This is a genomic window from Microbacterium sp. LMC-P-041 (assembly GCF_030209555.1).
Lineage (GTDB): Bacteria > Actinomycetota > Actinomycetes > Actinomycetales > Microbacteriaceae > Microbacterium.
Map to the genome: position 1 here is coordinate 32,376 of NZ_JARVRV010000006.1, position 25,760 is coordinate 58,135.

23 protein-coding genes are annotated in these 25,760 nt (G+C 69.5%); 8 read left to right on the forward strand and 15 right to left on the reverse strand.

Annotation, left to right across the window (positions count from 1 at the left end):
• Nucleotides 1-49 precede the first annotated feature (49 nt).
• Genes QRN21_RS12975 through QRN21_RS12995 form a run of 5 tightly spaced genes read right to left on the reverse strand, consistent with a single transcriptional unit; the run spans nt 50 to nt 4,772 of the window.
• Nucleotides 50-901 (reverse strand): siderophore-interacting protein, encoded by an 852-nt coding sequence (locus QRN21_RS12975; RefSeq protein WP_285364344.1) that lies wholly within the window; start codon nt 899-901, stop codon nt 50-52.
• Nucleotides 898-1,734 (reverse strand): ABC transporter ATP-binding protein, encoded by an 837-nt coding sequence (locus QRN21_RS12980; RefSeq protein WP_285364347.1) that lies wholly within the window; start codon nt 1,732-1,734, stop codon nt 898-900. Before QRN21_RS12980 ends, QRN21_RS12975 begins: the two co-directional genes overlap by 4 nt.
• Nucleotides 1,727-2,791 (reverse strand): FecCD family ABC transporter permease, encoded by a 1,065-nt coding sequence (locus tag QRN21_RS12985; protein ID WP_285364349.1) that lies wholly within the window; start codon nt 2,789-2,791, stop codon nt 1,727-1,729. Before QRN21_RS12985 ends, QRN21_RS12980 begins: the two co-directional genes overlap by 8 nt.
• Nucleotides 2,788-3,840 carry an iron chelate uptake ABC transporter family permease subunit gene (locus tag QRN21_RS12990; protein WP_285364351.1) on the reverse strand — a complete coding sequence of 351 codons (1,053 nt, stop codon included), beginning with the start codon at nt 3,838-3,840 and terminating at the stop codon, nt 2,788-2,790. Before QRN21_RS12990 ends, QRN21_RS12985 begins: the two co-directional genes overlap by 4 nt.
• Nucleotides 3,837-4,772, reverse strand: coding sequence for an ABC transporter substrate-binding protein (locus tag QRN21_RS12995; RefSeq protein WP_285364352.1), 936 nt, complete (start codon nt 4,770-4,772; stop codon nt 3,837-3,839). The genes QRN21_RS12990 and QRN21_RS12995 overlap by 4 nt, the downstream gene beginning before the upstream one ends.
• A 301-nt stretch (nt 4,773-5,073) precedes the next feature.
• On the opposite strand from QRN21_RS12995, the gene QRN21_RS13000 reads away from it, so the two are divergent.
• Nucleotides 5,074-10,266, forward strand: a complete 5,193-nt coding sequence (locus tag QRN21_RS13000) for a beta strand repeat-containing protein (RefSeq protein ID WP_285364353.1) — start codon at nt 5,074-5,076, stop codon at nt 10,264-10,266.
• Between the two features lie 111 nt (nt 10,267-10,377).
• Here the strand turns inward: QRN21_RS13000 and QRN21_RS13005 are convergent, their stop codons facing one another.
• Entirely contained in the window at nt 10,378-12,906 is a 2,529-nt protein-coding gene (locus QRN21_RS13005) for a LuxR C-terminal-related transcriptional regulator (protein WP_285364355.1), read from the reverse strand.
• 134 nt (nt 12,907-13,040) lie between these two features.
• Between QRN21_RS13005 and QRN21_RS13010 the strand changes: the two genes are divergently transcribed.
• Nucleotides 13,041-13,592, forward strand: a complete 552-nt coding sequence (locus QRN21_RS13010; RefSeq protein WP_285364357.1) for a hypothetical protein — start codon at nt 13,041-13,043, stop codon at nt 13,590-13,592.
• 70 nt (nt 13,593-13,662) lie between these two features.
• Here QRN21_RS13010 and QRN21_RS13015 read toward each other — a convergent pair whose 3' ends face one another.
• The 3 genes from QRN21_RS13015 to QRN21_RS13025 all read right to left on the reverse strand — a co-directional run bounded on the left by QRN21_RS13015 (nt 13,663) and on the right by QRN21_RS13025 (nt 15,987).
• Nucleotides 13,663-14,103 (reverse strand): hypothetical protein, encoded by a 441-nt coding sequence (locus tag QRN21_RS13015; RefSeq protein WP_082297898.1) that lies wholly within the window; start codon nt 14,101-14,103, stop codon nt 13,663-13,665.
• 91 nt (nt 14,104-14,194) lie between these two features.
• Nucleotides 14,195-15,541: an MFS transporter gene (locus tag QRN21_RS13020; protein WP_082298048.1), complete on the reverse strand. Its 1,347-nt coding sequence runs from the start codon at nt 15,539-15,541 to the stop codon at nt 14,195-14,197.
• Between the two features lie 5 nt (nt 15,542-15,546).
• Complete coding sequence (locus tag QRN21_RS13025) at nt 15,547-15,987, reverse strand: MarR family transcriptional regulator (protein ID WP_053097780.1); 441 nt, start codon at nt 15,985-15,987, stop codon at nt 15,547-15,549.
• 81 nt (nt 15,988-16,068) lie between these two features.
• On the opposite strand from QRN21_RS13025, the gene QRN21_RS13030 reads away from it, so the two are divergent.
• The 5 genes from QRN21_RS13030 (at nt 16,069) to QRN21_RS13050 (ending at nt 20,718) form a co-directional block, all read left to right on the forward strand.
• Nucleotides 16,069-16,806, forward strand: coding sequence for a copper homeostasis protein CutC (locus tag QRN21_RS13030; RefSeq protein WP_285364359.1), 738 nt, complete (start codon nt 16,069-16,071; stop codon nt 16,804-16,806).
• Nucleotides 16,807-16,861: 55 nt separating this feature from the next.
• Nucleotides 16,862-17,716: an alpha/beta fold hydrolase gene (locus tag QRN21_RS13035; RefSeq protein ID WP_053097778.1), complete on the forward strand. Its 855-nt coding sequence runs from the start codon at nt 16,862-16,864 to the stop codon at nt 17,714-17,716.
• A gap of 161 nt (nt 17,717-17,877) precedes the next feature.
• Nucleotides 17,878-18,615 (forward strand): DUF1684 domain-containing protein, encoded by a 738-nt coding sequence (locus QRN21_RS13040; protein WP_285364361.1) that lies wholly within the window; start codon nt 17,878-17,880, stop codon nt 18,613-18,615.
• Between the two features lie 49 nt (nt 18,616-18,664).
• The gene (lplAB, locus tag QRN21_RS13045) at nt 18,665-19,714 is read left to right on the forward strand and encodes a lipoate-protein ligase LplAB (RefSeq protein WP_285364363.1); all 1,050 of its coding nucleotides are present in this window, start codon (nt 18,665-18,667) and stop codon (nt 19,712-19,714) included.
• The gene (locus tag QRN21_RS13050) at nt 19,711-20,718 is read left to right on the forward strand and encodes a DNA-methyltransferase (RefSeq protein ID WP_502883103.1); all 1,008 of its coding nucleotides are present in this window, start codon (nt 19,711-19,713) and stop codon (nt 20,716-20,718) included. Before lplAB ends, QRN21_RS13050 begins: the two co-directional genes overlap by 4 nt.
• A gap of 50 nt (nt 20,719-20,768) precedes the next feature.
• Here the strand turns inward: QRN21_RS13050 and QRN21_RS13055 are convergent, their stop codons facing one another.
• Nucleotides 20,769-21,314 carry a hypothetical protein gene (locus tag QRN21_RS13055; RefSeq protein WP_285364366.1) on the reverse strand — a complete coding sequence of 182 codons (546 nt, stop codon included), beginning with the start codon at nt 21,312-21,314 and terminating at the stop codon, nt 20,769-20,771.
• A 124-nt stretch (nt 21,315-21,438) separates the two neighbouring features.
• Here QRN21_RS13055 and QRN21_RS13060 point away from each other — a divergent pair, with 124 nt between their 5' ends.
• Entirely contained in the window at nt 21,439-22,905 is a 1,467-nt protein-coding gene (locus QRN21_RS13060) for a carboxylesterase/lipase family protein (RefSeq protein WP_285364368.1), read from the forward strand.
• A gap of 56 nt (nt 22,906-22,961) precedes the next feature.
• Here the strand turns inward: QRN21_RS13060 and QRN21_RS13065 are convergent, their stop codons facing one another.
• The 5 genes from QRN21_RS13065 to QRN21_RS13085 all read right to left on the reverse strand — a co-directional run bounded on the left by QRN21_RS13065 (nt 22,962) and on the right by QRN21_RS13085 (nt 25,747).
• Nucleotides 22,962-23,435 carry a DUF3237 domain-containing protein gene (locus QRN21_RS13065; RefSeq protein WP_285364369.1) on the reverse strand — a complete coding sequence of 158 codons (474 nt, stop codon included), beginning with the start codon at nt 23,433-23,435 and terminating at the stop codon, nt 22,962-22,964.
• 269 nt (nt 23,436-23,704) lie between these two features.
• Nucleotides 23,705-24,073 (reverse strand): hypothetical protein, encoded by a 369-nt coding sequence (locus QRN21_RS13070; RefSeq protein ID WP_285364370.1) that lies wholly within the window; start codon nt 24,071-24,073, stop codon nt 23,705-23,707.
• A gap of 57 nt (nt 24,074-24,130) precedes the next feature.
• Nucleotides 24,131-24,742: a hypothetical protein gene (locus QRN21_RS13075; protein ID WP_285364372.1), complete on the reverse strand. Its 612-nt coding sequence runs from the start codon at nt 24,740-24,742 to the stop codon at nt 24,131-24,133.
• 23 nt (nt 24,743-24,765) lie between these two features.
• The gene (locus QRN21_RS13080) at nt 24,766-25,179 is read right to left on the reverse strand and encodes a hypothetical protein (protein WP_285364374.1); all 414 of its coding nucleotides are present in this window, start codon (nt 25,177-25,179) and stop codon (nt 24,766-24,768) included.
• 7 nt (nt 25,180-25,186) lie between these two features.
• Complete coding sequence (locus tag QRN21_RS13085; RefSeq protein ID WP_285364375.1) at nt 25,187-25,747, reverse strand: hypothetical protein; 561 nt, start codon at nt 25,745-25,747, stop codon at nt 25,187-25,189.
• Nucleotides 25,748-25,760: the final 13 nt, after the last annotated feature.

Consider the following 25,760-nt stretch of genomic DNA (forward strand, 5'->3'; position numbering starts at 1 on the left):
GGGCGGATGCTGCGGCATCCGCCCCCTTCGTCGTGTTCCGCTGCGCGGATCACCCGACGAGTGGCCCACCTCGACGCCAGTAGCCGAGGAAGGAGACGCGGTCCTTCGGAATGCCGAGGTCGGAGGTCAGATACCGGCGAATACCGGTGGTCATGCCGGACTCACCCGCGATCCACGCGTAGAAGGCGATGTCCTCGCGGGCGGACGCACCGTGGGTGGCGCCCCAGGCGTGCACCGCCCGTTCGATCGCCGTCGAATCCGGGGCGTCGCGCAGCACGCGATGCACGCGCGCGGTGTCGGGGGCAGCCGGCGAGATGAGATCATCGGCGGGGTGACCGCATTCGAGGATGACCTCGGCGCGCGCGTCCGGCCCGAGGGAGTCGAGGATGCCGCGCACAGCCGGGAATGCCGTCTCGTCGGCGATGATCAAGAACCGCCCCGCATCGCCGGGATGCCAGTGCAGTCCGTACCCGGTCCACCCCATCCGCGCGTCGGGACCGTTGACGACGAGGCGGTCACCCGGGGACGCCGCGGCCGCCCATGCAGAGGCGGGCCCGGCGGGCTCGTGGAGGAAGAAGTCGATGTCGATCTCGCGGTCCTCGGCTCTGATCGCGGCGGGGGTGTAGGTGCGCAGCACGTTGCGTTCGTCTTCAGGGAGGGCGCGCCACCGTGTGTACCAGTCGGAGGGATGCGGTGTCGGCTCGTCGAGCAGTCCGAAGTCGGCGATGCCTCCGTCGGCCAGCGGCAGGACGACCTTGATGCGCTGATCCATGCCCCAGTCGGCGAAGTTCCGCAGACTCTCACCGCCCAGGGTCAGCCTGACGAAATGCGGGCTGAGCATCACGCGTGCGCGAACCTCCACCGGGAAAGCGCTGTAGGCCCATGGGCGCTCGGCGGTCACGACCGCACTCCCGCAGGAGCCGAGCCGCGCAGCGGCACCACCAGCGGTCCTCCGGTGACGGGATCATCGATCACGACGTTCGCCAGGCCGAACACCTGCTGCACTCGTTCGCTCGTGATGACCTCGCGGGGTGGGCCTTGAGCGACGATGCGGCCCTCGCGCATCGCGATGATGTGGCTCGCGTAGCGTGCGGCGTGATTGAGGTCGTGCAGAACGGCGACGAGTGTGCGTCCCTGCGTATTGAGATGCGCGAGCAGCTCCATGAGATCCACCTGGTGGGCCACGTCGAGGAAAGTGGTCGGCTCGTCGAGCAGCAGCAGATCCGTCTCCTGCGCGAGCACCATCGCCACCCAGACGCGCTGGCGCTGCCCACCGGACAGAGCATCGACGGGGCGTGACGCGAGATCTGCTGTTCCTGTCGCGTCGAGAGCGTGCCGCACAGCACTCTCATCGGCATCCGACCATTGGCGCATCAGACTCTGATGCGGGTAACGTCCGCGGGCGACCAGATCGGCCACGGTGATGCCGTCCGGCGCTGTCGCACTCTGAGGAAGCAGCCCCAGCCGGCGGGCCACCTCCTTCGCCGGGTACTCGCTGATCGACCGGCCGTCGAGCACGACGCGCCCGCTCGAGGGAGGCAGCAGGCGCGACAGGCCGCGCAGCAGGGTGGACTTGCCGCACGCGTTCGGCCCGATGATCACCGTGAAGCCTCCTGCGGGCACAGCCACGGAGAGTTCGCGGACGATCTCGGTGCGGTCGTATGTGAGCGTGATGCTCTCGGCTCTGAGGCGCGAGGCGGCGCTGGGGTCGGGCGAGGTCGAGCTCTCAAGCACGGCGGCGGATCTCCAGGATGATCATCAGGACGAGGTAGGCGCCGCCGACCGACACGGTCACGACGCCGACAGGCAGAGCAGTGGGCAGCATGTGCTGGGCGATGAGGTCGGCACCGAGCAGGAGGACTCCTCCGAACAGCGCCGACAGCATCAGCGAGAGGTGCGGGGTGCGGGCCACGAGGCGCGCGATCTGCGGTGCAGCGAGCGCGACGAACGCCACGGGGCCGCCGACGGTCGTCGCGGCGGCGACGAGTGCGACACCGATGAGCAGCGCCACGACCCGGATCCGCCCCGGTCGGGCCCCTGTGGCTGCGGCCGTGTCGTCGCCCAGCTCGAGCTGGCGCAGTCGCGGCACCAGGAGAAGCGCTGCGACGGCGAACGGCAGGGCGCACAGGAGCGCGCCCGCGAGCGGGCCTGCGGTGACGCCGTTCAGTGATCCAGTGCCCCAGGCAGACGCGAACATCGCGGTCTCGAGCTCGATCTGCAGGAGCAGCCAGGTGTTGAGAGAGGCGAGGATCGCCGAGACTCCGATGCCCACGACGATGAGGCGGAAGCCGTGCACACCGCCTCGTGCCGACAACAGCCAGATCACCACGGCTGTCGCGAACCCGCCGATGAGAGACCCGGCGGTGAGCACGGGCCAGCTCCCCGAGACCAGCACCAGCGCGATCAGCATGCCCGTGAACGCGCCGTTGGACAGGCCGAGGATGTCGGGGCTCGCGAGCGGATTCCTCGTGACGGTCTGGAAGAGCGCGCCGGCGATGCCGAGGAGCGCACCGACGGTGATCGCCGCGATCGCGCGTGGCAGGCGCCAGTCGATCACGACCGTGCGGTGCAGGGCGTCGCCCCCGCCGAGCAGCGTCTGCACGACCTCTGGGGGAGTGAGGGGATAGCTCCCCAGCCCCAGCGCCAGGATGCCCAGAACGATCAGAGTGGCCGCTGCAGCGACGCCGACGAGGATGCTGCGCCGGCGAACCGGCATCCGCAGCGGCCCCAGGTGCAGGATCATCCTGGAGCGGGAGGCGTCCGTGAGCGCCGAGGCGATCGACGCGCTCACAGGGCACTCACCTGGCGTCGCCGCGCCAGCGCGATCAGCACCGGCGCTCCGACGAATGCCGCGACGATTCCGACAGGCACTTCCGCCGGGGCGATGATGACCCGGCCGAGGACGTCGGCGAGAAGCAGGATCACCGGTGCCAGCACGGCGGAGAGCGGCAGGATCACTCGCTGGTCGACGCCGAACGTCCAGCGGATCACGTGCGGCACCATCAGCCCGATGAACGAGATCGGGCCGGCGAGGGCGGTCGCCGCGCCCGCGAGAAGTGTGACGGCGATGATGACCCCGACGCGGATGCCTGCGACATTCGCGCCCTGTGCCCGAGCGACGTCTTCGCCGAGGCCGATGGCGTTCAGGCCGGGACCGAGCAGCACTGCGAGTGCGACTCCGACAGCGACGAACGGGAGGACGGGAATGACGCCGTCGAAACCACGTCCGAGCAGCGTTCCGGCGTTCCAGCTGCGCATCGAGTCGAAGGCTTCCGGATCGCTGAGGGAGATGCCCGTCGTGATGCCGGAGAGCACGGCTCCGAGTGCGACCCCGGCGAGCGTGAGGCGGAGCGGGTCAGCGGAGCCGCGCCCCGCCGAGCCGATCAGGTAGACGGCCACCGTGACGATGAGGGCGCCGAAGAAGGCGAACCAGACGAACTGCGAGACGTCGCGCAGGCCGAGCAGGCTCACGCCGAGGGCGACCGCGAGCGCGGCGCCGGCGTTCACGCCGAGGATGCCCGGGTCGGCGAGCGGATTACGGGTGAAGGCCTGGATGAGAGCGCCGGCCACACCCAGCGCCGCACCGGCGACGATCCCCGTGACGGTGCGAGGTATGCGCAACTCGAGCACGATGTAATCCATCTCGGTCGTGCCCGCGCCCCGCAGGGTCGTCCAGACCGCTTCGGGGGAGAGGGGATTCGCGCCGATCGCGAGGGAGAGGACGACGGCGGCCGCGAGCGCAGCAAGAAGGACGATCGCACCGACGACCGCACGACGGCCGCGTCGGGGGATCCGCGCGTGCGGAGCCCCCGACGTCTCGACCGGGGTGAGAGTCGTCACCGGCTCTCTTCGAGGTACGCCTCGATGTCATCGAGCACGGCCTGTGCGCCCTTCGGCCCGACTCCTGAGACCCAGTAGCTCGTGTCGACAGGGGTGACCGAGGGGAAGTCTGCGGCGTTCTGCGTAATCGCGGTGGGGATATCCGAGGCCTCGTCGACGTCGGTCACGGTGACGAACACATGGTCCGCTGCCGCCGAGACGATGTTCTCGGGCGAGATGTCTGCCTGCAGCCCATCGGCCCACTCCTGCGCGGGGATCGTGAACCCGGCGCACTCGAGGAGGCTGCCCGAGAACGACACCGGTCCGTAGAGGCTCAGGGTCGTCTCGTCGCGGGGGCGGATCAGCTGCACGCTCTCGCCGTCGATCGCATACTCGCCGGCCAGCGACTCGCACCGGTCGTCGACGGCCGAGAGCAGATCGGCGACCTCGGCCTCGCGGCCCAGCGCTTCGCCGATGAGCATGGTGTTGTCTCGCCACGGGTCGGCCTGGGTCTCGATGAACACGGTCGGGGCGATCGCCGAGAGCTGCTCGTAGAGCTCGGAGTGCCGGGCCTCGGTTCCGAGGATCAGATCGGGCTCGAGCGCGGCGATGGCCTCGAGGTCGGGTTCGGGAACAGTGCCCACGGGCTCGACGTCGTCGGCGCCGAGGTATGCCGGTGCTCCTGCGACGTTGCTCGCGACCGCAGCGCCGACCGGCTCGATGCCGACCGCGACGGCGGTGTCGAGCTCGAGCGGTTCGAGGGTCACCACGCGCTGCGGCTCGTCGGGGACCGCGGTGGTGCCGCGGGCATGCTCGACGTCGTGGGTGCCGGCGGATTCCCCCGCCGCATCGGTGACGGCGGTCGGCTCAGCGGCGCAGCCGGCGAGCAGAAGCAGTGCGCATCCTGAGGCGGCCAAGGCCGTGACGGCGCGAAGACGGAGGCTGGAGGGCATGGTGAATGACCTTTCGGGACCGGGGAGGGGAACGACACCGACCATATCGATGTTGGTTAGGCAACCCTAACAGTTTGGTCACTCGTGCCGTGCACCATGACGCCCCACCGTTCCGAGCGAGGGGTGAAAACGAGGGGTGAATTCGGCTCATTCGGGCGGGGGTGAATCTGCCGGCACGGCAGTCTTTCGGAGGCCCGGTTCGAGCGCGAGGTCGATCGACAGCGCTCCGGGATGCCGCCGAAGGGGGTGGCGGGCCCCGTGTGCGCGAGTGCGCACCGGATGCGACAAGGGGAGAGCAGTCGTGATTATTCGTGGTGCGCGAAAGCGCCATCAACCGACCGAGACACAGCAGGCGACGCCACGCTGGGGGAGGACGGCGCGCAAGCTCGTCAGCGGGCTCGTCACCACAGCGGTCGTCGCGTCGTCGATGGTCTTCATCGGCGGCACGGTCACGGCCGCCCCCGCAGCGGCCGCCGACCCGTTCCTCTGCACGCCCGGGGCGGTCTTCGTGCAGAGCACGACGGAGATCCGCGAGTTCGCGGTGAACGAGCAGGGCGGCGCGCCCGGTGACGGCGGCGCCCTCGGCACGATCAGCTTCGGCACCGGCCACTCCGACAACGGTCTCGGCATCTCTGCCGGTGGTCGCTACGCCTACACGGTGACGAACACGTCGTCGAACAAGGTGCTGGCGAAGCACGACCGGGTCACCGATCAGACCACGCGCACCCCGTTCACGCTCAGCTCCGCCGTGCTGCGTGGGGCAGTGAACCCGGTGACCGGGGTCTACTACTTCGCGAGCGGCACAGCCGGCAACGCGATCAACATCTACGCCTGGAACGAGGGCGTCACCCCGCAGACCTACGTGCAGGTCGGCACGCTGCGTCCCACCGCAGGCAGCAGCGCCTTCGGTGCGAACGGCGACATGGCTTTCAGCGCCTCCGGCCAGCTCGTGCTCGTCGCAGATCAGGACATCTACGCCGCCGATCTGCCCACTGAACTCGTGTCGAGCACCGCCACCATCGACGCCAAGCAGGTGCATGACCTCGGCGACGGTGTGCAGGGCAACGGCATCGCCTTCGGCAACCTCGGCCACATCTTCGTCTCGGTCTCGAGCGGTGGCAACCGCATCATCGAGGTCGACCTTCCGCGAGGCGAGACGGTCAACACGACACTCCTCGGCAGCTTCTCGCCGACCGACATGTCGAGCTGCACCTTCCCCAACACCCTCACGCTCAAGAAGGACCTGCCGGATGGGCGCCACGCGCCGACCGACCAGTTCGCGCTCAGCATCCAGTCGCCCGACGGATACAGCGTCGCGCAGACCTCGGCCACGACGACCGGTGATGAGCCGGGCGTCCAGCGTGACTACGCCGGTCCGGTGTTCACGAATCAGGGCGACACGTTCGACCTCGCAGAGGCGGCCGCGGGCTCGGCCGACCCGACAGGCTACGACTCCTCTCTGGTCTGCGAGCAGATCAACGGAGACGGCTCGACCACACCCGTCGCCGTGAGCGACTCGGGACAGGTCACCCAGCCGGCTGGTCCTCTCGGCACCGACGTCACCTGCGTCTACTCCAACGTGCTCCTCGCGCCCGGGCTCGACCTGCGCAAGACCTCCGACCCGGCAGACGGCACCGCCGTCGCGGCGGGGCAGCGGATCACCTACCAGGTCGCGGTCGAGAACACCGGGAACACCGTGCTGAACGATGTCGAGATCGCCGACGACCTGAGCGGGGTCTTCTCGCTCGCCGAGTACCAGGACGACCTCGCGACGACCGTCGACGGCATCGATCTCGTCGAGAGCGGTGCCGCCATCACCGGCGACATGCTCACGTGGACGGGAGCCCTCGAGCCGGGGCAGATCATGACGTTCACCTATTCGGTGATCGTCGACGAGGACGTCGAGGGTGAGACCATCGCCAACAGCGTCACGGCTTCGGGCACGCCTCCGGGAGGCGACCCGATCGTTCCTCCGGTCGTCACGACCGAGCACCCGGTCGCGGGCTTCACCCTCACCAAGACGGCTGATCCCACCTCAGGCACCGTCGTGCAGCCCGGCCAGATCATCGAGTACACCGTCACCGGCACCAACACCGGTGCCACCGCTCTCGCCCCGGCCTCCATCGCCGACGACCTCACCGACGTGCTCGCGCACGCCGAGTACAACGCCGACATCGCGACCGCGATCGACGGCATCCCGGTTCTCACCGGGGGAGCCACCCTCACCGGCACCGACCTCGCCTGGAGCGGCACGCTGCAGGCCGGTCAGATCGTGACGATCACCTACTCGGTGACCGTCGCTGAAGACGCCTCCGGCGAGGTGCTCAGCAACGTCGCCTCGGGCACAGCCACCCCGACGACGCCGAACCCTGCCGACCCGACGGGTCCGCAGATCCCCGGCGAGCCGATCGTTCCTCCGACCTCGGTCACCCAGCATCCCGTGCTCGGGTCGGGCTTCACGATCAGCAAGACCGCCGACCCGGCATCCGGCACCTCTGTCTCGGCCGGAGACACGATCGAGTACACGGTCACCGGAACCAACACCGGCGACACCGACCTCTCGCCGGTGACCATCTCCGACGACCTCACTGCGGTGCTCGATGACGCCGCATACAACGACGACGTCACGGCCGACCGCGGCAGCGCGGATGTGACCGACGGCACGCTGACCTGGACGGGCTCCATCCCGCAGGGGGAGTCCGTCACGATCCGCTACACGGTCACCGTCGACGCGGGCGTCGAGAGCGCCCTGCTCCGCAACATCGCGACCGGCGAGGCGACACCGCAGATCCCCGTCGACCCGAGCGACCCCGAGAGCCCGACGACTCCCGGCACGCCGATCACTCCGCCGCAGGTCGAGACCACGCATCCCGTCGTCGACACCGGCTTCGAGGTCACCAAGACCTCTGATCCGGCCTCCGGCACGGCCGTGAATCCTGGCGACACCATCGAGTACACGGTCACGGGAACGAACACGGGCACCACCGTGCTCGACCCCGCGGCGATCACCGACGACCTGTCGGCCGTTCTCGCGAACGCCGTCTACAACGGCGACGTCTCGGCGACCACAGGCACGGTCGATGTGACCGGATCCCAGCTCAGCTGGACGGGCGCACTCGGTTCCGGCGACGACGTCGTGATCACCTACACCGTGACCGTCGACGGCGAAGCGACCGGTGTGCTGCTGCGCAACACCGCGGAGGGAACGGCGACACCGCTGATCCCCTCGGACCCGACCGATCCGGACAGCCCCAGCACTCCGGGCGCTCCGGTGTCGCCGCCGCCCGCGTCGACCCAGCACCCGGTCGTGAACCCCGGATTCGAGGTCAGCAAGACCGCCGACCCGGTCACCGGCACCGCTGTAGACCCGGGCAGCGTGATCGAGTACACCGTGACCGGCACGAACACGGGCGACACCGTGCTCGACCCGGCCGCGATCTCGGACGACCTCGCCGGTGTGCTGGCGAACGCCTCGTACAACGACGATGTGGATGCCACGCGCGGCACCGCCACGGTGACCGACAGCGCCCTCGCCTGGACCGGTTCGCTCGAGCCGGGTGAGGACGTCGTGATCACCTACTCGGTGACCGTCGACGGCGACGCCGGTGGCGAGACCATCACCAACACGGTGACGGGAGAGGCGACGCCGCTGGTTCCGTCCGATCCGAGTGACCCGGCGAGCCCGACGACACCGGGCGCGCCCATCGTGCCGCCGACCGCGGTCACCGAGCACCGGGTCAACGAGCCCGGCTTCGCGTTCTCGAAGACGGCCGATCCGGCATCCGGAACCGCTGTGGATCCGGGTGACGTGATCACCTATGTGCTGACCGGAGTGAACAGCGGCGAGACGGCGCTCGACAGCGTCGAGATCGTCGACGACCTCTCGAGCGTCCTGGATCACGCCTCGCTCGACGCCGATCCCGTCGCGACGATCATCGGCGGCGTGGAGACGCCTGTCGCGGTCGTCGACGGCGAGCTCTCGTGGACGGGTGCGCTCGCCGTCGGACAGACGGTCACCATCACCTATTCGGTGACGGTAGGACCGGATGCCGCCGGCGAACTGATCGAGAACTCGGCGACCGCCATCGCGACGCCTCCGGGCGGTGAAGAGATCACGCCGCCCCCGGCCACGACGACGAACCCGGTCAACGAGCCCGGCTTCTCGGTGTCGAAGAGCGCCGCTCCCGCTTCGGGCACGGCCATCGACCCCGGTGCCGTCGTCACCTACACGGTGACCGGCGTGAACACCGGCGAGACCGTGCTCGACCCCGTCGACATCCGCGATGACCTGTCGGGCGTGCTCGACGACGCCGGGTTCAACGACGACGCGATCGCCCTGGTGGACGGTTCACCGGCTTCTGCTCCGCAACTCGTGGGCGAGACGCTCTCGTGGACGGGCGCACTCGGAATCGGAGAGACCGTCACGATCAGCTACTCGGTGTCCGTGAACGCGGATGCCGGTGGCGAGACGCTCGAGAACTCGGTGACGGGCGGCGCGACTCCTCCCGGAGGGGTGCCTCCGATCGAGACGCCCCCGGCGGTCACGGTGAACCCGATCAACGAGCCCGGATTCGAGCTCGTGAAGACCGCCGACCCGGCCTCGGGGACGCGGGTCGACCCGGGAAGCATCATCACCTACACCGTGACGGGCATCAACACGGGTGAGACCGCGCTCGACCCGGTCGCCATCGGTGACGACCTCTCGAACGTCCTCGCCCACGCCGAATACAACGGCGATGTGTCGGCCGCTGTCGACGGCACGCCCGTCGCAGCGCCGATCGTGCAGGGCGATGAGCTCTCGTGGCAGGGTGCTCTCGCGGTCGGCGAGCGGGTCGCGATCACGTACTCCGTGACGGTGGATGCCGACGCGGGCGGTGCGACGATCTCGAACGTCGCCGACGGCACCGCCACCGCCCCCGGCGGCGCCGAGCTCACGCCTCCTCCGGCATCGACGGAGCACAGTGTCGGCGCTCCGGGCTTCACGTTCGCGAAGACCGCGAACGTGGGCTCCGGGACGGCAGTGGCCGTGGGCAGCGTGGTCACCTACACGCTCACCGGCGTCAACACCGGGGAGACCGACCTCGACGAGGTCGTCGTCAGCGACGATCTCTCCAAGGTGCTGGACCACGCGGCACTGACCGGTGTCGTCACCGCGACCGTCGGCGATCACGAGGTCGCCGCACCCGTGGTCACGGACAGCGGGCTGCACTGGGTCGGCGCCCTCGCCGAGGGGGAGACGGTGACGGTCACGTACTCGGTGACCGTGGATGCGGATGCCGCGGGGGCCACGCTGGAGAACGTGGCCACGGCGCTGGCGACGAGCCCGGGGGATGCGCCTCTCCCGGTCGTCGAGAGCGCGACCGTTCATCCGGTCCAGTCGCCTCTGGCGATCACGGGCGGTCAGCTCGCACCCTGGGTGCTGGTGCTCGCGCTGACCCTGCTCCTGGGGGGAGCAGCGCTCCTGATCCTGCGCCGCCGCGCATCGATCGACTGAGCGACCCGCACGAAGAGCGGCCCTCGGCACCTGCCCCCCTCAGGTGCCGAGGGCCGTTCGGTGTCGTGATCCGACTCTGCTGTCCTGCGTCGACTCTGCTGCCGTCGAGACTCAGCGGTCGGTGAGGAGGTCGTGCTTCGCGGCCTGCTCGATCGCGTCGGCGCGGTTGCGGGCATCGAGCTTGCGGTAGATGCTCCGCAGCTGCGTCTTGAGGGTGTTCTGCGACACGCTCAGGTCGGCCGCGATCGACGGCAGCGACGCACCCGAGGTGAGTGCGCGCAGCACGACGAGCTCGCGGGCCGAGAGACGCGGGCGATCGGATGTCGCGGGAAGCACCGCGGTCACCGGCCGCCCGGGGGCGTGGGTCGCCAGAGCGTCCTGCAGCAGCTCGACGTCGTCGGGGGCGAACAGGGTGGCCGGCGTCGTCAGCTCACGATCATCCAGTTGGATTCCCAGGGCGACCGCAGCCTTCGCGGCCGCGGTCGCGCCCGCCGTGCGGCGCAGGGCGACGACCTGGATCGCGGCCGCCTCGGCGCGCTGACGCGAGGTCTGCGGGATCTCCCGCTTCGGAGCCAGCAGCCGAGCCGCCTCGGAGGCGTCGCCCTCGACCACCGCGAGGCGTGCGCGTTCGATGGTCGTGCCGAACTCGTCGGGCCTCGCATCGTGCCGCAGCGTCGCTCGAGCCGCGGCCACGTCGCCGACGGCGAGATGCAGCAGGGTCCGGGCGCGGCTGAGCACGTGCCGTGCGTGGGTGCTCCCTGTCTCGCGCCGTCGCAGCCGTCGCAGAGACTCCAGCTGCTCGAGTCCGGCTGCGGCTCTGCCCTCGTGCAGAGCGACCCAGGCCTCAGCGAGCCCCATCGTCGCCCAGTGCTCGCTGGTCGGGCGGTGAGGTCCGAACACGCCCACATGCTCGCGAGCCGCGGCCACGTCGCCGTCCTCGACCGCGAGCAGCGCCTCCGCGACGCGATAGAAGGTGCCGCGGTAGCCGTCGCGCTGCTGCTGCTCCCACGAGCTCTCGCGGATCAGCTCGGCGTAGTGGCGTGCCTCTGGCATATCGCCGTTCAGCGCGTGGATGCCGCTGAGCAGCGCGATGCTGTGGAAGGCCTTGCTCAGGTCACGCGACGCCGCCATCGCCGCCGCGTTCTCGAAGCACTCGATCGCGTCATCCTCGCGCCCGCCGTAGTAGAGGGAGATGCCGAGATGCGTGCAGAGCAGCGGCATCTCCAGGGCGTACGGCTGCCACACCGATTCCGGCGTCTCGCGGTAGAGGCTCAGTGCTCGGGCAGCGACCTGAGCGGCGCGCTCCGACATCCCGATGACTCGCAGGGCCGCGCTCTCGGCAGCCCAGATGAAGACGCGCTCGGTCGTGGCCACATCAGTGCGGCGGGAGTTCGCTGCCGAGATCGCCACGCGCATCAGCTGCAGGCCGCGCAGACGCCTCAGCTTGCTGGCGTTGTAGCAGATGGCGAGCAGCATGGCGATGAGTGGCTGGTCCTTCAATCGGGACACCGGAAGCCTGCGCAGCAGGCGCACTGCGGCGGGCCCGTGGTGGTCGAGCAGCTGGCTCCACCCCGACATGATCACGTGCGATGCGAGCGGAAGATCGTCGTACTCCATCGCGAGCTGCAACGCCTCCAAGGGCGCTCGCCGCTGGAGCGCGCCCTCGACGGCCAGGTTCATGAGGCGCGGGAGCTCGTCCGCGTGCGACCTCACGAGTTCGCGGCGCAGCAGCGTCCGCACGACCGGAGCGAAGAGGAACAGGCGGTCGTTCGACCAGCTTCCGAGACCGAACGCCTCCGCGTCGTCGAGCGGGCTCTCGATCTCGTCGACGCCCGACAGCGCGCGCGCCGAGGCGAGGTCGACGGCATCCGCGACACTGATGCGCACCAGTGCCTCGAGGACGTCGGGGCCGATGCCCGAGGCTTCGAGGCGTGACTGCATGTACTCCTCGACTGCGGGCGAGGCGGCCTCGATCGCCGCCGCCGGATCGTCGCCGAGTGCAGACCGCTTCGAGGCCGCGTGGATGAGTGCGGGGTATCCGCCCGTCGCCTGGAGCACGTCCGCCGCGTCCGACTCGTCGACCCGCAGGGCACGGGAGATCTCCTCGATGTCGAAGAGAAGGTCGTCCGGTCCTATCACCGTTCGATCGATCACCAGGCTCAACCCGTCGCGATCGAACGCGCTGCGCCGGTTCGTCGCTGCGATCGCGCGCGCTCGGGGCGCTGCGGCCACCGTCCGACACAGGTCGAAGATGCTGTCCGGCGACAGGGTGGCAGCGTCGTCGAGTACGAGGACGAGCTCCTCCGCGGTTTCGCTGAGACACTGCGCGACGGCGCTCCACGGATGCAGACGGTCGTCGCCGGTCGGCGAGGTGAGTCCCGCACGGGACAGCGCGCGCAGAGCGGCGCGGGCGAGTTCGGTGCTGCTGGATCTCGTCGGATCGACAGTGACCCAGACGGTCGTCGACGCGGTGACGCGCGCCCATTCCGCGAGCGCGACCGTCTTCCCGAGTCCCGACGCGCCGCGGAGCACCGTCAGCGGACTGCGGTTCTCCAGCGCGGCCACCAGTCTCGGGCGCGAGGTGACATCGCTCGGCAGGCGGGGGACGTCCACATGCGCGAGCGCGGCAGAAGCTGGCATCGTCTCCTCCCCGGATGGTGTGCGTCTCTACGATATTCCGAAACATCGTCGGGGAGGCGCGTCAGGGTCTTCCTGCGACAGAGGGACGTCGGTCACGGATCCGCGCTGCAGTTGCACGGATCTAGGCTGGAGGGATGCATGAGGCCCGACCCCGAACCGTGAGGCGGGTGCCGACGAGCGCGCTGCTCATCAGCGCGGCATTCGCGGCGGTTCAGGCGCTGGTGTTCGTGATGGTCGTGCCCATCACCTCGTTGCTCGCCGTGTCGTCTCCGCCCGCGTACGCGCTCGTCGCCGCCGTGCACACCGCGATGCCGCTGCTCGCCCGTGTGGTCACCCGCGTGCCGGGCATGGCCACGTTCACCGCTGCGGTCACAGGGGTGCTGACGTCGGTGATCTCCCCGATCGGTCCGATCGCGGCGGTGCCGATGGTCTGCGCCGCCATCGCGCTCGATCTGGTCCTGCCGCTCCAGCGGGGAACGAGGGCGAGCGCACGCCGCATCCTCCTTGCCGCTGCGGTCGCCGGCGTCGTGCTGTTCCTCGTCGCCTTGCCGGTGTTCTCCCCCGAGCACTTGGTGCCCGGCGTGCTGACGGCGACGTTCGGCGCGCGCATCGTCGGCGAACTGGCGGTGGCGGCAGGCGTGATCGGAGTGCGGCGGTTGCTCGTGCGGGCCGGGACGATTCGCTGAACGCCCTGTCAGACGGCGCACGAAGGGGGCGGATGCTGCGGCATCCGCCCCCTTCGTCGTTCCCGCGCGCTCAGGCCGGGGTGTCGTTCGGGTCCAGCGTGCGCAGGGTGTCCTGCTCGACCTCGTTGTCGGCCGTCAGCTGGTCTTCGGTGTTCTCGTCGCCGCCGATGGCCGCGTCGCGGTCGGGGCTGGCGTCGCCCTGGATGGCGCCGCGGGGTGATTCGCCGTGCGAGCTGTCGCCCTGGATGGCGCCGCCCTGGGCAGCGCCCTGCGCGTTCTCGTCGTCGGCGTCGCCCTGGATGGCACCGCGCGGCGAGTCGCCGTGCGAGCTGTCGCCCTGGATCGCGCCGCCCTGATTGGAGCCCTGGGCGTTTCCGTCGAGCTCGTCGGGCTGACGCCCGGCGTCCGCCGTCGACTGGCCGTCAGGAGCGGTGTTGTGCTCGGGGATCACGTCGGGGGAGCCTTCTGCGGGCTGCTCGGGGTGCGGGGTGCGTCCTGTGTTCTGGTCCATGACGTGACGGTACGTCCACCCCGCCTGCGCGTGGAGGGCATTGACAACCGGGTCTCACGCGTTCCGCCCGCGATGCCCGGTCAGAACGCGGTCAGTCCTTCTTCGAGGTGCGGATCGGCGTGGTGACGGCTGCCTCGTCGCTGAACTCGACCGGTTCGGCCTTCTTCTCGAGGATCTCGGCCTCGTCGACGATGTTCAGCGGTCGCGTCTCGTCGAGCGTCATGAGGAATCGGCTGCCCTCGGAGCGGTGCAGTCGTCCGGAGGTGAAGACCCAGATGGCGCCGATCGCGCACGCGACGAAACCGGCGGTGCCGCCGAGCATGATCGCCGTGCGCGGCCCGAAGGTGTCGGCCACCCACCCGGCGATCGGGGCGCCGACCGGCGTCGAGCCCATGATCACGGCCATGTACAGCGCGAGCACGCGGCCGCGCAGGGCAGGCGCCGTGGTCATCTGCACGTAGCCGTTGGCGGTCGTCAGCAGAGTCACGATCATGAACCCGGTGAACGTCAGCGTGATCGCGTACGTCAGATACGTGGGCATGGATGCGGAGACGAACGCCGCGACGCCGAATCCCCCGGCAGCCAAGATCACGACACGCACCCTGGCTCGGTCACGCCGGGCAGCCAGGAGCGCACCGGCGAGCGAGCCGATCGCGAGCACCGAGCTCAGCACTCCGTACCCGTCGGCGCCCGCCCCGAACTCGATCGCCATGGTCGAGGCGAAGATGGGGAAGTTCATGCCGAAGGCGCCGATCAGGAACACCGTCACGAACACGACGCGCAGATCGCTGCGCCCCCACACATAGCGGAAGCCCTCGGCGAGTCCGCCGGGGCGGCGGTTCTTCAGGCGCGGTGCGAGCTGGCCGGTGCGCAGCATCAGCAGCGCGACGAGCATCGCCAGGAACGTCACGGCGTTCGCGATGAACACCCAGCCCGAGCCGATCGCGACGATCAGCAGGCCGCCGACGGCCGGGCCGATCATGCGGGCCAGGTTGAAGGATGCCGAGTTGAGGGCGACCGCGTTGGACGTGTCGCCGGCGGAGACCATGTCGGAGACGAACGCCTGCCGCGCGGGGGCGTCGAAGGCGTTGACGACACCGAACGCCGCAGCGAAGCAGAACATCATCGGCAGCGTCATCACGCCGTTGAGCAGCAGCACGCCGACGGCGATCGCGAGCATCAGCAGCGCGCTCTGGGTGGCGAGCAGGATGCGGCGGCGCTCGAAGCGATCGGCGACCCATCCGGTGAGGCTCACGAGCACGAGCGGCGGACCGAACTGCAGCGCCATCGTGACGCCCATGGCCGCGGCATCGTTGTCGGTGAGCTCGGTGAGCACGACCCAGTCCTGGGCGGTCGCCTGCATCCACCCGCCGATGTTCGAGACGAGGGCGCCGGCGAACCAGATGCGGTAGTTGATGTTCGAGAAGGAACGGAACATCGCGCTCATCGGTCGACCACCTTTCGCATCAGGGCGCTCGCTGCGCGCAGCGTCGCCAATTCGTCCTCCGTGAAGTCCAGTTCGCCGAGCATCTCGGCGAGCAGCTCGTCTCTTCGTCGGATGGTCTGCTCCACGATCTCGGTGCCTGCCTCGGTGATGTCGACCTGCACGCGGCGGCGATCTTCGGCATCCGGAGTGCGGAGCACGAATCCCTGCTCTTCGAGCCCGTTGATCATGTTCGTCATCGACGGCGCGGTGACCCGCTCGCGCTCGGCCAGGGCGCTGATGGTGCGGCGGCCGTGCATGCGCAGCGTCGCGAGCACCGCGAGCTGCGCGTCGCTCATCGCGTCGACGGCGCGAGCGCATCGCAGGCGCCGTGCGAGCCGGAACGTCGCCATGCGCAGGTCTGTCGCGGTGAGGTGGAGGGAATCATCAGGCGCAGACATTACTTAGACAGTCTAAGTAATTTTCGCCCGGATCGGAAGTCGGTGGCAGGACGCACCCGCCGCACGGGTCACAATGGACGGGTGACCCGAACCCCCGCGATCGAAATCGCCGTCCAGGATCCCGCCGGAGTGCGCATCGCCGGAGCCGTCGGCGCCGCGCGCGTCGAGCTGGCCCAGGCCCTCTCGCTCGGCGGCCTCACTCCGTCGCCGGCGACCCTCGACCTGTCGATCGACGCCGCGCATGCCGTCGGTGTCGAGGTGCACGTGCTCGTCCGGCCTCGGGCGGGCGGCTTCCGCTACTCCGCCGACGAGATCGCGATCGCCGAGAACGATGTCCGACGTGCGATCGAGGCGGGAGCCGACGGTGTCGTGATCGGCGCCCTCGACGACGAGGGGCTGCTCGACATCCCCGCCATGCGGCGTCTGCGCGACGCCGCCGGGGCGGCATCCGTCACCCTGCATCGCGCGATCGACGTGACCCCCGACCCCGTCGCCACGCTCGTCGCCGCTCGCTCGCTGGGCCTGCGCCGCGTGCTGACCTCGGGCGGCGCCTCGGTCGCGATCGACGGCATCGACACGCTCCGGGCGCTCGTCGCCGAGGCCGCCGGCGAGATCGAGATCATGGCGGGCAGCGGAGTGGATGCCGCCAGCGCCGCCGCCCTCGCCGCCGCCGGTGTCGACGCCCTGCACTTCTCCGCGAAGCGCACGGTGAGCGAAGACGGCGGCGTGCGCATGGGCTCCGCCGCCGACGGCGTCGGAGGATACGAGGTCACCGATCTCGAGATCGCCCAGGGCGTCATCGCCGCGCTGTCGAGCTGACGCGTCCGACGCGGTCGGCCTGACGCATGTCGCGCACTCTCAGTAGGGTGGGGGCGTGACCGATACGCGCGAATTCACGGATGCCGACGGCATCGCCATCGTCTACGACGTGCACCCGGCGGTCGGTGATGCGCGGGGAGTCGTGCAGCTGCTGCACGGGGTGGGCGAGCACGCCGGTCGGTACGGCGCGCTGATCGCCGCGCTCACCGAGGCCGGATTCATCGTCTACGCCGACGATCATCGGGGGCATGGGCGCACCGGCATCCGTCAGCACGGCGGACCCGAGAAGCTCGGTCGACTCGGCAAGGGCGGTCTGCGTGCGGCGGAGGCGGCGATCTGGCAGCTCACCGGCATCATCAAGGACGAGCACCCCGACCTGCCCCTCGTGCTGCTGGGGCACTCGTGGGGATCATTCCTCGCGCAGATGCTCGTGAACGACCACCCCGAGGCATGGGATGCGGTGATCCTCTCGGGCTCGGCTCTGCGTACGCCCGGATCGCTCAACGCTGCACCGCTCAACGCACGCTGGGCCGCCGACGACGCCACGGGCCTCGAGTGGCTGAGCCGCGATCCGGCGGTGTGGACGGCGTTCGACGAGGATCCGCTCACCACGAACCAGCCGCTGCTGAAGCTGTTCGGCCCCGTCGAGGCGGCCAAGCTCTACGGCCGTCCGCGCAAGGACCTCGGCCGCGACATCCCGCTGTTGCTGCTCGTCGGTCGCGACGATCCGGTCGGCGGTCCGCGCAGCGTGCACAAGCTCGCCGACGAGTACCGCACCCGATCGGGACTCACCGACATCACGACGCTGGTGTATCCCGACGCTCGTCACGAGATCTTCAACGAGCTGCAGCAGGACGAGGTGCGCGCAGACATCCTGTCGTGGCTCGACACCCGCATTCCCGCTCGCTGACCGTCGCCTCGATCCGGGCGAGCCCCGCCATCATCCGGGCGGCTCGCGCGTCGGCGTGTTACGCCCCGTGAACGGACGTTACAGCGGGTGAATCCGCGTGACGTCATCCCGGCACATCGGCCTCTCCTCCGCATAGATTCGCGGCGAGAGGGAGGTGCGGGGTGGGATTCGAAGACGAGTGGCGTGCATGGCACGACGCGCGAGAGCGCTATGCCGGCGCGGAGTACGGCCCGGCCGCGCTCGAGTCGACGAACTGGCTCATCACCGAACCCGCCGCCGTGGAGGGAGTCCCGGGTCTCTGGGCGCTCACGGGAGACGGAGGGATCCGCGGCAGCGATCTCGGCACGGCCGGGTCGGTCGTCACGCTGAGGGGCCGTGAGACGCTGCGGCTCGGACGCCGCGAGCTGCGTGTGTTCGACCGGCGCGGCGAGGTCGCGCTGCGGGTGTTCAACCCCCGACGCCCCGAGCGCGAGCGGTTCAGCGCGATCGACGCGTATCCGCCTCGGAAGGGATGGCGGATCCCGGCGGTGTTCGAGCCCACGCCGGGCGAGACGATCACCGTGACCTCGATCGACGGGCGCTCGCACGACACCGATCTCGCCGGACGGCTGCGGTTCACGCTCGACGGTGTCGCGGTGGCGCTGGCCGCGACGCGTGCGCCGCAGGGCGGGCTCAGCGCGGTCTTAGCCGACGGAACCAACGGCACCGAGACCTACCGGTTCCGCTTCCTGCCGATCGAGGAGCCGGCACCCGACGGGTCGGCGGTCATCGACTTCAATCGGGCATACCTGCCGCCCTGCGCCTTCTCCGACCAGTTCGTCTGCCCTCTGCCGCCGGCGGGCAACCGCTTCTCGGCGCCGATTCGCGCCGGCGAGCGCGCGGTGGTGCACGGGCGCTGATTCCGCGGCGTACCGCGCCGACCTGACGGCCCCGCCTTAAGCTGTAACCGTGCACGGTGAATACAAGGTTCCAGGAGGAAAGCTCGTCGTCGTCGACCTCGAGGTCGAAGACGGCAGGATCGCCCGTTTCCGGCTCGCCGGCGACTTCTTCCTCGAACCCGACACGGCGCTCGACGACATCGACCGGGCGGTCACCGGGCTGCCCGTCGAGACGGACGCCACGGCCATCGCCGCCGCGGTGCGCGGTGCGCTCCCCGACGGTGCACAGCTGCTCGGGTTCACTCCCGAAGCGGTCGGCACGGCCGTGCGTCGAGCACTCGTCACGGCACCGGGATGGAACGACTTCGACTGGGAGATCGTGCACGAGAAGGCGGTCTCGCCGCGCATGAACCTCGCGCTCGATGAGGTGCTCACCTCTCGGGTCGGTGAGGGGCGCCGTCGTCCGACGCTGCGCATCTGGGAGTGGGACCAGTCAGCCGTCGTCATCGGCTCATTCCAGTCGTACCGCAACGAGGTCGACCCCGAAGGTGCTGCCCGCCACGGCTTCGACGTCGTGCGCCGCATCTCGGGCGGTGGCGCGATGCTCATGGCGGCGGGGCAGATCATCACCTACTCGCTCTACGTGCCGGCGTCGCTCGTGCAGGGCATGACCTTCGCCGACTCCTATGCCTTCCTCGACGACTGGGTGCTGCAGGCCCTGCGCTCGCTCGGCATCGACGCGATCTATCAGCCCCTCAACGACATCGCCAGCTCGTCGGGCAAGATCGGCGGAGCCGCGCAGAAGCGCCTCGCCAACGGGGGAGTGCTGCACCACGCGACCCTGTCGTACGACATCGACGGTCAGATGATGACCGAGGTGCTGCGCATCGGTCGCGAGAAGCTCAGCGACAAGGGGACGACGTCGGCCGCGAAGCGGGTGGATCCGCTGCGCAGCCAGACCGGCCTCGCGCGGGCCGAGATCATCGAGCGCTTCAAGGACACCTTCCGCTCGCTCACCTCGGCGGAGGACGGCACGATCAGCTCCGACGAGTACGCGGATGCCGAGGCGCTGGTGGAGTCGAAGTTCGCCACCGACGCGTGGCTGCAGCGGGTTCCGTGACCGACCCCGCGCCTGACCCCTCGTCTGATCCCGGGGCGGTGGATCCCGCTCCTGTCGTCCGCGGTGACGTCTCGATCATCCAGGGCGACAACCTCGCCGTCGCGGCGACCCTGCCGTCGGCGTCGTTCACGCTCGTCTACCTCGACCCGCCGTTCAACACGGGCCGGACGCAGGAGCGACAGGTGGTCACCGCCCGTCGCACGTTCACGACTCAGCAAGAACCGGGTGCGTCCGGAGTCGGACTCCCGGAATCCCGCGGGTCGGATGCGGCGGTCACGCCGATCGTGCTGAGTTCTGAACCGGCGGCGCCGCCGGCCGAGGTGCGGCACGGGTTCCACGGCCACGCCTATGAGCGGGTGCGCGGGATGCTCCGCACCTACGACGACCGCTTCGACGACTACGGTGCGTTCCTGATGCCCCGGCTCGAGGAGGCGTGGCGGCTGCTCGCCGACGACGGCACGCTGTACCTGCACCTCGACTACCGCGAGGCGCACTACGCCAAGGTCATGCTCGATGCGGTCTTCGGTCGCGACTGCTTCCTCAACGAGCTCATCTGGGCCTACGACTACGGCGCGAAGTCGCGTCGTCGCTGGCCCACCAAGCACGACACGATCCTCGTCTACGTGAAGAACCCCCGCGAGTACGTGTTCAACTCCGACGACATCGATCGCGAGCCGTACATGGCTCCCGGCCTCGTCACGGCAGAGAAGGCCGCCCGAGGCAAGCTGCCCACCGACGTGTGGTGGCACACGATCGTGCCGACGACCGGCCGCGAGAAGACCGGATATCCGACGCAGAAACCCGAGGGCATCCTGCGGCGCATCGTGCGGGCGTCCAGCCGTCCGGGCGACCGTGTGCTCGACCTCTTCGCCGGCAGCGGCACCGCCGGGGCCGTCGCCTCGGCTCTCGGGCGCGACGCGGTGCTCGTCGACGACAACCCCGAGGCCGTGCGCGTCATGACCGAGCGGATGCCCGATGCCGTGGTGACCCGCGTCGGGGAGTAGCCCGCCCGCGGAGCACTCTCAGCAAGGATGCTCGCCTGCCGCAACAGGCGTCAGCGTGGTGCGTGGGTTCTCGTGTGCGCGTGGCAACGCGCGAGCAGGTCGGCGCGGCGTCTGATGGCGGCTTGTGCGCTCTCGGTGACGCTGCGTCCCACGCTGCTCGGGGTGGTCACATCGAGACCGGGGCGGGCGAACAGGACGTCGTAGAACGGAGCGAGAGTCTCGTCGGAGAACTTGAGCGTGCGACTGAGCGTCTGCAGCGGCATGCCCCACCGACTGCCGCTGTCGGCATTGATATCCGCACCTTCATCGATCAGGCGGGCGAGCAGAGGCGCTTCGGCGGTGAAATCGTGTGCTGTCGCGCTCAGCAACACGTGCAGAGCGTTCACGTGGCTCTCGGTCGCTGCGGCGGCATCAGCGCCGTCGTCGAGCAGTCGCGTGGCGATCGCGACCCGGCTGGCGGGATCGGCGTTGCGGAGGGCTCGCATCAGCAGGGTCGATCCGTCCTCGTCTGCCCATCGTGCGAGCGAGGGCTCGTAGTCGGCGAGAAACTCGGCCTCGTTCGTGATCGCGGAGAAGTAGGCGCGGGGGTAGACCATGACGTCGACACTAGGCGACGGGCGCGGTCCGTGGCGGGAACATACGGGCCGAGGATCGGCCGACGGGACACATCCCGGGCTGCCGTTCGGCGGGAGAGAGTCTCGGCGTGAGAGTGTGAGAGTCATGACCGAGTACGTCGAGGTGCAGACCGCCGCGGGGCGGGTTCGCGGGCGGTGGCGCCCGACCACCGGAGACAGGGGCGCACCGCGGTCGGCGGCCTTCCTCGGCATCCCGTTCGCAGAGGCGCCGATCGGTGACCTGCGGTTCCAGGCTCCGGTGCCGAAGGCGCCCTGGGACGGCATGCTCGACGCCCTCGAGTTCGCTGCGACCGCCCAGCGCGGCGATCCCGGGGTGACACTGATCCCCGAGCCGAGTGTCGAGGGCGACTCGACGCTGAACGTCAATGTCTTCACGCCCGATCCCACGGCGGCGGGTCTTCCCGTGCTGGTGTGGATCCACGGCGGCGGATACTTCGCGGGCTCTCCGGCGAGCCCCTGGTACGACGGCCGGAACTTCAACCGCGACGGCGTCGTCACCGTGTCGATCTCGTACCGGCTCGGCTTCGACGGATTCGGCTGGATCGAGGACGCCCCGTCGAACCGTGGCGTGCGCGACTGGCTGCTCGCTCTCGAATGGGTGCGGCAGAACATCGCCGCATTCGGCGGAGACCCCGAGCGGGTGACGATCGCCGGGCAGTCCGCGGGCGGTGGCGCAGTGCTGACCCTGCTCGGCATGGAGAAGGCGCAGCACCTGTTCCACGGCGTCTATGCGATCTCGGGAGCGCTCGGCGATGTCGCGGCGCCGCGAGCCGAGGCATTCGGGCGGGCGCTCGCTGCGGCGGCGAGCGTCGACCCCACCGTGGCCGGATTCTCATCGGTCGCGGAGGAGCGTCTGCTCGCCCTGCAGAAGAAGGCCACCCAGCTCGGTCCGTCGTCGATGACCAGCATGATCGATGAAGGGCTTCCGCTCGGTCCCGCGATCGACGGCGACCTTCTCGTACGTCCGACCCCTGACTCTCTGCGTGCCGGCGTCGGTGCCGACAAGCCGCTCGTGATCGGCGCAGCCGACGACGAGTTCACCATGGCGTTCACCGGCAGCGCCGCGCGGGCGCTGCGCTGGGTGCCGCAGGGCGTCCTCTTGACCCGGCTGGGCCTGCGCAAGACGATCCGCGCGGACTATCTCGCCGCGAACGCCGACGTCGCCCGTCTCGGCAAGGCCCGCCTCGCCGGTCGCGTCCTCACCGATCGGATGTTCCGCAGCGGAGTTCCCCGCATCGCAGCCGCCCGGGGCGACGCGCCCACCTGGCTCTACCGGTTCTCGTGGCCGTCAGGGCATTTCGGCTTCGCGGAGCACTGCCTCGATGTGCCGTTCTTCTTCGACTGCCTCAACGGCCCCTCGATGGAGGCGCTCGCCGGACCGAATCCGCCGCAGGAACTCGCCGACGAGCTGCACGGTGCCGCCGTCGCGTTCCTCACCACGGGTGATCCCGGCTGGCCGGAGCACCAGGGGGATGCCGGAATGGTGCGGGTGTACGACCTGCCCACCCGCGACGTCGCCGATGCGTACGCGTCGGTGCGTGCGCTGGTCTGACACGCCTCGACGGGCCCGAGCCGGGCCCGAGCCGGGCCCGTGCCCGGCTGCGGGGCTCAGCTCACCCGGTAGGCGCGGTAGCGCACGGCATCCGCCTGCCTCTGAGCGGCCGAGAGGAACAGGGCTCGCTGCAGGTGGGCGAGTGCCGGCGCGGCCGTCTCGATCTGCACGGTCGTGCGGAAGTAGTACGCGCCCGGGTCGACGTCCTCACCGCGTCGCAGCTGCTCGAGCACGTCGGGAGTCCCTGTGCGGAGTCCCTTCGCGTGCAGCAGCAGCAGGTCGCCTCCGTCGGTCCGTGCCGAGTAGCGGCCGTCGATCTCGATCGTCCCGTCGGGTCGCACGATCTGCCAGTCCGCTCCGCCGGCCAGGATCTCGGCCTCGACGGCGCCCGTGATGCGCCCGCCGAGGATCGGCACGACACGGCGATGACCGACGCTCGTGGCGTGGTGATCTTCGAGCGGGCCGAGGTCGACGGTGACGTCGAAGGCGAACTCGAGGTCGGGTCGGGGGAGTTCATCGTGCGAGGTCATCGGGTCTCCTCATGGTCGGCGGCGAGCAGGTCCGTGACTCAACGCGCATCGAGATCGATGGCCTTCATCGGCGCTTCAGTGGCCCTGTCGGGTGCCGCGACAGCAGTACTGTTCTTCTTCCAGCCGTGGAGGAGCTGTCCCTATGAGGACACGTCCGTGGGGTGCGCCATGCTGCCGAATGACGCCGCGGTGATGGTGACCGCGCTGGGTATCGCCCTCATCGGCGCAGCGGTGTTCGCTGTCGGCAGGCTTCAGGGGCGTCGAGCGGGTTAGTGGTACAGGGGAGGCGGCGTAGCCAGCACGGCGATCAGCGCCCCCATCACGAGGACCGCGCTGAGCCCCACGATGCTCCATACCGTGGCACGTCGCTCGCGCTTCGGATGCACGCCGCCTAGCCCCACCAGCACGGCCGACAGCAGCAGCACGAGCCAGACCAGAAGCGCGATGATGCCCATCCCGATACCGATCGCCCGCTCGGTGTCGTCCGAATCGGCGTACTCGATTACCGTGACGCCGGGGCCTCCCCAGCTGAGGCCGGGGCCCGCCAAGCTGAGGCCGGCTAAGCCGAGCATGAGAGCCCCGAAAAGTCCGATGAGCGTCGCGGCGATGGTCAGGGAGGCACTGCCGACGATCCGCACGGCCCCATAGTGGCACGTGGCGGGCGCGAGCGCAGTCACGGGCGTCGGCAGCGACAGCTACTGGCAGTTCGGCGACTGCAGCAGCGGTAGCTCGAACCTGGTCAGCCTCGCGGCCGATCCGGGCTCGAGGGCGAACCATCCGGCGATCTGCCCGTCGGCGATCCGCGTGCCGTAGTCGCCGGCGGTGAATGGCTGATGGCCGTCGTCCGCGCTCGTGTGCAGGACAGGGGTGGCGAGCAGCCCATCCTGCTCGAGCACGTCTATCGATGACAGGAAGAGGAAGGACCTCTCTTCGACGACGTATCCCGATTCGCACCCGTCGACCAGCAAGGGGGTGACGAGCCACGGCATGGTCAGAAACCCCCAGAACACTGCCACCACGGTTCCGCCGATCGACAGCAGTCGCCCGATCACGATCGGTCCGAGCCAGCGGGAGGGCGCCGAGACGGTGCAGAGCATGTAGCTGATCGCGATGAACGCGAGGATCGTGGATGCTCCGATGATGTGTCGTGACGGCAAGGTGCCGAGCAGTAGCTGAGCATCGCCACCGGATGCGGAATCGACCACGGCCACGCCGATCACCGCGATCGTCACTGCGGCCACTGCCACTGTCGCCGCTGTCTGCAGCATCCGCGGGTGCCGGGATGCCGTGAGGGTGCGCTCACTCATCGCCGCTCTCTTTCACGAACGCATCACGAGCAGGACAGGTGCGAATACACCTCGATGACTCGCTCGATATCGGGGTAGCCCGCTTCTTCCAGAGCGGCCCGCACGTCCTCCCGCACGGATTCCAAGTAGGCGGACCCTCGGAGCCTGATCTCGGGAACGGAGTCGAGGTCAGGATCATCGTCGAGGAGTGAATACCACTCCGACCACTGAGACTCGCTGACCGTCGCATCATCGAGAGCTTTGGCGGCGATGCTGCTGGCCTCGGCGGGCGGATCATCGACCGCGGGGCTGAGCCACCATTCGATCTCGCACGTGCCACCCGGCACAGGCACGGTTTCGGAGCGATCGGGACCGCTCGCCGGCGGCACGAGGCCGCAGCCGGTCATCACCAACAGGGCCGCCACCAGAGAACCACCGAACAGCCAAGGTCGACGCATGCAGAGATCATAGGTGAGCGTCCTGAGCATGCTCCGTCGCCAGCTCGACGAGCATTGCCTGACCAGAGGACATCGGTTCGGTCGTGAGTTCTACGGATCCGAAGGGGAAAGGGTAGAAGAACGTCCCTGTTCCGTCCCACTCGGTGATCGGGATCATCGCGAACCAGATCTGGCTGATCGCGACCGAGACGACGGCGAGGATCGCAACGGCAGCAGCGGCCCGATCGAGGTATCGGATTGCTGAGGGGATGTCTTGCGCGCGGCGCAGCACCGCGGTGATCGCCGCCAATACGATCGCGGCGAATGCGAAGAGGATCAACGGGCTGGGCTGCAGAGCGAGATACACGCACGTCGGCGCGGTCTCGGTCGCCTTGCCGGCTGCATCGATGAAACCGCCGTCCGCTGCGACGCCTCCTGGGCAGTATCCCTTTCCGCTCGTCATGAACGTCGAGTAGCCCAGAGCGGCGACCAGGGCGACCACGACCAGGCGCCGAACGCGAGCGATGATCTCCATGCCCGGCACTGCGGACTCTGTCGTCGGCGCGTCCCGCCTCGCGGTCTGAGACACGATGCCCCCCTTT